This window comes from Anaeromyxobacter sp. SG17 (genome assembly GCF_022690695.1).
In the GTDB taxonomy this organism is placed as follows: domain Bacteria; phylum Myxococcota; class Myxococcia; order Myxococcales; family Anaeromyxobacteraceae; genus Anaeromyxobacter; species Anaeromyxobacter soli.
In genome coordinates, this window is the sequence record NZ_JALCYX010000133.1 from 1 (window position 1) to 5,747 (window position 5,747).

General features: G+C 77.9%; 6 protein-coding genes. 4 read left to right on the forward strand and 2 right to left on the reverse strand.

The window, feature by feature from the left end; genetic code table 11:
• Nucleotides 1-1,628: endonuclease MutS2 (locus MNY60_RS23130; RefSeq protein WP_242362016.1), on the reverse strand; the 1,628-nt coding region annotated here is incomplete at its 3' end.
• 82 nt (nucleotides 1,629-1,710) lie between these two features.
• Between MNY60_RS23130 and MNY60_RS23135 the strand changes: the two genes are divergently transcribed.
• Nucleotides 1,711-2,484, forward strand: coding sequence for a tetratricopeptide repeat protein (locus MNY60_RS23135; RefSeq protein ID WP_242356997.1), 774 nt, complete (start codon nucleotides 1,711-1,713; stop codon nucleotides 2,482-2,484).
• Nucleotides 2,485-2,548: 64 nt separating this feature from the next.
• Here the strand turns inward: MNY60_RS23135 and MNY60_RS23140 are convergent, their stop codons facing one another.
• Nucleotides 2,549-2,977 (reverse strand): hypothetical protein, encoded by a 429-nt coding sequence (locus MNY60_RS23140; protein ID WP_242341531.1) that lies wholly within the window; start codon nucleotides 2,975-2,977, stop codon nucleotides 2,549-2,551.
• 204 nt (nucleotides 2,978-3,181) lie between these two features.
• On the opposite strand from MNY60_RS23140, the gene MNY60_RS23145 reads away from it, so the two are divergent.
• From MNY60_RS23145 to MNY60_RS23155, 3 genes are read left to right on the forward strand one after another with little or no spacing between them, the layout of a single operon-like run.
• Nucleotides 3,182-3,379 carry a hypothetical protein gene (locus MNY60_RS23145; protein ID WP_242341532.1) on the forward strand — a complete coding sequence of 66 codons (198 nt, stop codon included), beginning with the start codon at nucleotides 3,182-3,184 and terminating at the stop codon, nucleotides 3,377-3,379.
• Between the two features lie 27 nt (nucleotides 3,380-3,406).
• A complete protein-coding gene (locus tag MNY60_RS24425; protein ID WP_242341533.1) occupies nucleotides 3,407-4,531 on the forward strand; it encodes a glycosyltransferase family 4 protein in 1,125 nt (374 codons plus the stop codon).
• Between the two features lie 59 nt (nucleotides 4,532-4,590).
• Nucleotides 4,591-5,637 carry a lysylphosphatidylglycerol synthase transmembrane domain-containing protein gene (locus MNY60_RS23155; protein WP_242341534.1) on the forward strand — a complete coding sequence of 349 codons (1,047 nt, stop codon included), beginning with the start codon at nucleotides 4,591-4,593 and terminating at the stop codon, nucleotides 5,635-5,637.
• The last annotated feature ends 110 nt before the right edge of the window (nucleotides 5,638-5,747 follow it).

Consider the following 5,747-nt stretch of genomic DNA (forward strand, 5'->3'; position numbering starts at 1 on the left):
GCCTGCTCGGACGCGCGCCGCTCCTCGGCGAGCCGCGCCCGCTCGTCGTCGAGCGCGCGGAGCGCCTGGCCGAGCGCGCCGCCCTGGCCGGTCAGCGCCGCGCGGGCCCGCTCCACGACGGGTCCGGGCAGCCCCACCCGCGCGGCGACCTCGATCGCGGACGAGCTCCCCGGGCTGCCGAGGTGGAGCTGGTAGGTGGGGGCGAGCCGCTCCGCGTCGAACCCGACGCGCGCGTTGGCGTAGTGCGTGTCGGTGAGCGCGAGCGCCTTGAGCTCGTCGAGGTGCGTCGTGACGAGCACGGCCGCGCCGCGCTCGACGAGCGACTCCAGGATCGCCGCGGCGAGCGCCGCGCCCTCGCGCGGATCGGTGTCGGCGGCGATCTCGTCCACCAGGACGAGCGACCCCGGGACCGCCCCGGCGAGCATCTCCTTCACCGCGGCGAGGTGCGCGGTGAAGGTGGACAGGTCCTTCGTGAGATCCCCGCGCTCGTCGACGGCCGCCTTCACCTCGAGGAAGAAGGGGAGCCGCGAGCCGGAGGCGGAGGCGACCGGCAGGCCCGCGCGGAGCATGAGCGCGGACAGGCCGACCGCGGTGATGGCGACGGTCTTCCCGCCGCCGTTCGGGCCCGACACGATGAGGGCGCGGGCGGGCGGGTCGAGCCGCACGTGGCTCGCCACCACCTTCTTGCCCTGCAGGACGAGGAGCGGGTGGCGCAGCGAGAGGAGCTCGAACCCCGCGCCGGGCGCGAGCACCTCGGGGGCGTGCGCGTCGAGGTCGGAGGCGAGCAGCGCCGAGCCCTCGAGCACGTCCAGCGCGGCGAGGAGCTCGAGGTCGCGCGCGAGCGCGCCCGAGCCGGCCATGAGCGCCTGGGTGAGCTCGCGGAGGATGCGCTGCTCCTCCTCCGCCGCGACGGCGTTCGCGATCGACAGCTCGTTGCCGAGCTCGACCATGGAGTCCGGCTCGACGAAGAGCGTCTGGCCCGACTGGGAGGCGTTGTGGACGATGCCGGGGACGGCGGAGCGCGCGCTCGCGAGCACCGGCAGGACGTAGCGCTCGTTGCGGATGGTGAAGTAGGTGTCGCGCAGGTGGCGCTGCATCTCGGCGTCGGCGAGGAGCGCCTCCACGTGGACCTTGAGCGCGCGGTGCAGGCCACGCGCCCGCTCCCGGGCCTGGGCGAGCTCGGGGCTGGCCCGGTCGGAGATCGCGCCCGACGGCTCGATGGCGCGCTCGACGCGGTCCGCGAGCGCGGCCGACGGCGAGAGCGGCTCCGCGATCGCCCACAGGCGCGGGGTCTCCGCCGCGCGCGCCTCGAGGAGCCCGCGCGTCCGCGCGGCGGCGCGGGCGAGCGCGGCGCACTCCCGCAGCGCCAGCGGCTCGAGGACGCCCCCCTTGCTCGCCCGCTCGAGATGCCCGGCGACGTCGCCGACTCCGCCGAGCGGCAGCGCGAGCCCGAGCTCCGACAGGCGCCGCGCCTCTCCCACCCGCAGGAGCGCCTCGCGCGCGGCGTCGGCGGTCGGCTGGAAGGGGAGGTCGAGGGCGCGGGCCCGGCCGGCGGGCAGCCTGCAGCGCGCGGCGATGGCGGAGAGGATCTCGGGCCAGCCGAGCTCCCGTTGCGTGCGGTCGGTCATCGGACGCCGCTCCACTTACCCCTTCCCGCGCCGCTGCGCCACAGGCCGGATTACCGGCGCCGCCCCGTGGTTATATGGCAGCGTGAAGCGCCTGCCCCTCGCCCCCTTCCTCGCGCTCGGCGCCGTGCTCGCCGCGTGCGCCTCCGCGCCGCCCCTCCCGACCGCGCCGCTCGCCCCGCGGGCGGTGCCTCCCGCGGCGCCGGTCCCCGGCTCGGAGGCGCTCCTCGCCGAGGCCCTCGCCCTGCGCGCGGCAGGCGAGCCCGCGAAGGCGCGGCTCCGGCTCGAGGAGGCGCTCGCGGCGGCGCCCGCCCGCGACGACGTCCGGATCGAGCTCGCCGAGCTGCTCGTCGCGGACGGCCGCGAGCTCGACCGGGCGCGGGAGGTGCTCGCCGGCGTCCGGCGCCGCACCGTCGACGCCCGCTGGGATCTCGCGAGCGCCCGCCTCGCGGAGCTGACCGGCGACGACGAGGGGGCCCAGGCCGCCTACGGACGCGCGCTCATGCTCGGGGAGGACGCCGACCTCCGCCTGCGCCGCGCGCTCGCGCTCTCGCGGCTCGGGCGCGCCGGCGACGCCATCGCCGAGCTCGAGCGGGCCCGCGCCGCCCGACCCGGGGACGGCGCGGTCCGGGCGCAGCTCGCGGACGCCTACGAGGCCGCCGGGCGCCTCGCCGAGGCCGAGGCGGAGCTCGTCGCCGCGGCGCGCAGCGCGCCCGGCCGGGCGGCTGGATGGACCCGCCTCGCGCGGTTCTACGAGCGGACCGGGCGGAGCGCCGAGGCGGCGCGCGCCGACGAGAAGGCGCGCGCCGCGACCCGACCCGCGCGCACCCTGAGGCCGCTCTTGCCCTCGCGGCGGTGACGGCGCGGGCGAGGCCCCGCCTCGCCTTCGGGGCCGGCGCGTCTCGAAAGAGACGGCGGCCGGCTCAGGTCCGCATGCGCTCGGCGATCCAGGCGACCAGGAAGGATCGCGGGACCCCCGCGGCGAGGCTGCCGACGAGGAGGGCGAGGGGCGCCGACAGGTAGATGAGCGCGAGCAGCCCGCCCGAAAGCACCCACAGCCCCGAGAGGAGCAGCCCGAGGTTGCGCACCCGCCGGTCGGTGCCGTCGAGCGCGGCCGCGAGCGTGGCGGTCATGAGGCCGTTGACGCCGGACGCGGCGATGGACACCGCAATGGCGATGGTGCCGCGGTCGAGCGCGACGAGGTCCCGGAACGGCCCCGCCACGTGGTCGAGGAGCAGGTAAGGGGGCGTCGTCCAAGGGAGCCGGCTCGCGAGCGCGTCGACGGTGAGGTGCGCGGCCGCGGCGATGGCGGCGGTGACGGGCACCCGGGTGCGGAGGGTCCGCTCGGACATCCGCGCGTCCTAGCAAAGTTCCGAGGGTGAACGCCAGAGGACCGGGCGGGCCCACCGCCGGGGCCGGTTGGCCGGCTCGAGAGCGGGTGTCTACGTTTGGCGTCGGGAGGAAGTCCATCCGTGCCGCACTCCGGTCCGTCGGTCTCACGAGGTCATCTGCGCCTGGCCACTCTCCCCGCGGCGCCGCATCGGGCAGAGCGCCGGATGGTGCTGTTCGTCCGAGCCGCGGCGGCGGCCCTCGCCATGCTGTGGTTGACGGCGGCGGCGTGGCTCTCGGCCGCCCTGGCGCTCGCGCCGCTCGCCTTCCGGCGCGCGCCGCTCGGCCGGCGCGTGAGCCCGATGCCGCCCCGCGAGGCGCGGGTCATTCCCTTCCAGCCCCGCCGCCAGGCGCTGACGCGCTGAGGCGGCCCGCCCCGCGGAGCCGGCAGCGTGCGCATCGGCGTCGTGACCGAGGAGTACTACCCGAGCCTCGGCGGCATCCCCGAGCACGTCGAGAACTTCGCCCGCGAGGCGCGGCGCCTCGGGCACAGCGTCAAGATCGTCACGAGCGTCATGCCCGACGCCGCCAAGGGCGCGCCGCCGTCGCTCGACGCGGAGTCCGCGGACGTGCTGCGGGTCGGCGCGAGCCGGCCGCTCGTCCACCGCGGCGCGGTCGGGCGGGTGACCGGTGGGACGGGGGTCGGCGCCGCCCTGCGCGACATCCTCGCGCGCGAGCGGTTCGACGTCGTCCACGTGCACGCGCCGCTGTCGCCGGTCCTGCCGCTCCTCGCCATCCACCACGCGACGGGGCCGGTCGTCGGCACGTTCCACCCGGGCGCGCGCCCCGGCCTCCTGTTCCGGCTCGCGCGCGGCGCGCTGCAGCGCTACGCCGACCGGCTCGACGCGTCCATCGCGGTCTCTCGCGCCGCGCTCGCGCCCTACGGCGACCGCCTCGGCACCGACGTGCGGATGATCCCGCACGGCGTGGACTTCGACCGGTTCTCGCGCGGGCGGCGGCTGCGGCGCTACGACGACGGCAAGCTCAACGTGCTCTGGCTCGGCCGCGTCGAGGCGCGGAACGGGCTCGATCGGATGATCGGCGCGTTCCACCGCGCGTGGAAGCAGATCGACGCGCGGCTCATCGTGGTGGGCGACGGGCCTGGGCTCTCCCGCGCCCGCGCGCGCGTCCCGCGCGAGCTCGAGGAGGACGTGGTGTTCGCCGGGCGCGTCCACGGCGAGCGGCCGGACTGGTACGCGACGGCCGACGTCTTCTGCGCGCCCTCGCAGGCGCCCAGCGCGGGCGTGACGCTCCTCGAGGCGATGGCGGCTGGCAAGCCCGTGCTCGCCTCGGACGTCGACGGGTACGGGGAGATCGTCCAGCACGGTCGCGAGGGGGAGATCCTGCCCGCCGCGGACGAGGCGGCGTGGGCGCGGGCGCTCCTCCGCCTGGCGCGCGAGCCGGCGCGCGGCGCCGCGTACGGCGACCGGGGCCGGCTCACGGCCCAGCGCTTCGCCTGGCCGTCGGTGGCACGCGAGGTGCTCGGGGTGTACCGGTCCATCGGCGTTCGCGGTTGATCCCGCGGCCGCGCGCGCAGGCTTTCGCTCGGACGGGTCCGCGGTTAGTCTGTCGCGCCGTGTCCGCCCTCTGGCAGCGCCTCCGTCGCCTGGCCGTCCCGCCCGAGGGCAACCTCGGCCGGAGGCCGATCCTGCGGCTCGTCGGGCTCCTGCTGGTCGCGGCGTTCGCCGGGGTCGCCCTCGCGAACGTCGACCTCTCCGAGCTCGTCGAGACGCTCGCCTCGGCGAGGCCCGAGGCGCTCCTCCTCGCCATGGCCGCGAACGTCGTCTCGCAGTGGCTGCACGCGGGCCGCTGGGCAGCGGTCGTCCGGCCGCCCGGCGTGCGCGTCCGGGCGCGCGACGCGTTCGCGCCGCTCGTCGCGGGCTACGCGGTCGGGGTGGCCGTGCCGGCGCGCGCGGGAGACTTCGTCCGCGCCCACCTCCTCGCCCGCCGGACCGGTCTCTCCACCACCTCCGTCCTCGCCGCGGCGCTCCTCGACTACGTCGTGGGGACGGCGACGCTCGTCCCGCTCATCGCGGGGCTCGCCCTCGCCACGCCGCTGCCGGCCTGGGCTCGCGACGCCCTGCTCGCGTTCGCGTTCGTCGGCGGCGCCGGGCTCGCGGCGGTGTGGCTCGCGCGGCCGCGCGCCGGCCACGACGCCTCGGGCCGCGGCCTCGCCGGCGTCTGGGCGCGGCTCCGCGCCGGCCTCGGCGCCGCGCACGAGCCGAGCGCGCTCGCCAAGTCGTTCCTGTGGGGGATCGCCGGCTGGGGGGCGGAGCTCCTCGTCGCCTGGTTCTCGCTCGCCGCCGTCGGGCTCCCGACCACGCTCCAGGTCGCGGGGCTCCTCGTCGTGGCGACCACGGCGGCGAACGTGATCTCGCTCTCCCCCGGCAACGCGGGCCCGTTCGAGGCGGCCGCCGCGCTCGTCGTCGCCGGGCTCGGTGTCGGCGCCGCCCCGGCGCTCGCCTTCGCGCTCCTCTACCACGCCGCCCATCTCCTCCCGATGTTCGCGCTCGGGGGGATCGCCCTCCTGCGCGAGGCGCGCGAGGGGCGCGAGCCGCGCGCGCCGCTCGCGGACGTGGTGGACGCCGTCGAGGTCCACGAGCCGCGCGCCACGGGCACCTGACGGCCCGCCCGAAGCGCGGTAGAAGTACGCGCCTCGCCGAGGAGCTCGACCGATGCCCCGCCGCTCCGCCCCGCCCCGCCGCACCGCCGCCGCGCCGCGCCGCGCCGCCG

Excerpts from the sequence above, each read along its gene's own strand:
- MNY60_RS23140 (WP_242341531.1), bottom strand. The coding sequence starts at position 2,977 with ATGTCCGAGCGGACCCTCCGCACCCGGGTGCCCGTCACCGCCGCCATC.
- MNY60_RS23145 (WP_242341532.1), top strand. The coding sequence starts at position 3,182 with ATGGTGCTGTTCGTCCGAGCCGCGGCGGCGGCCCTCGCCATGCTGTGG.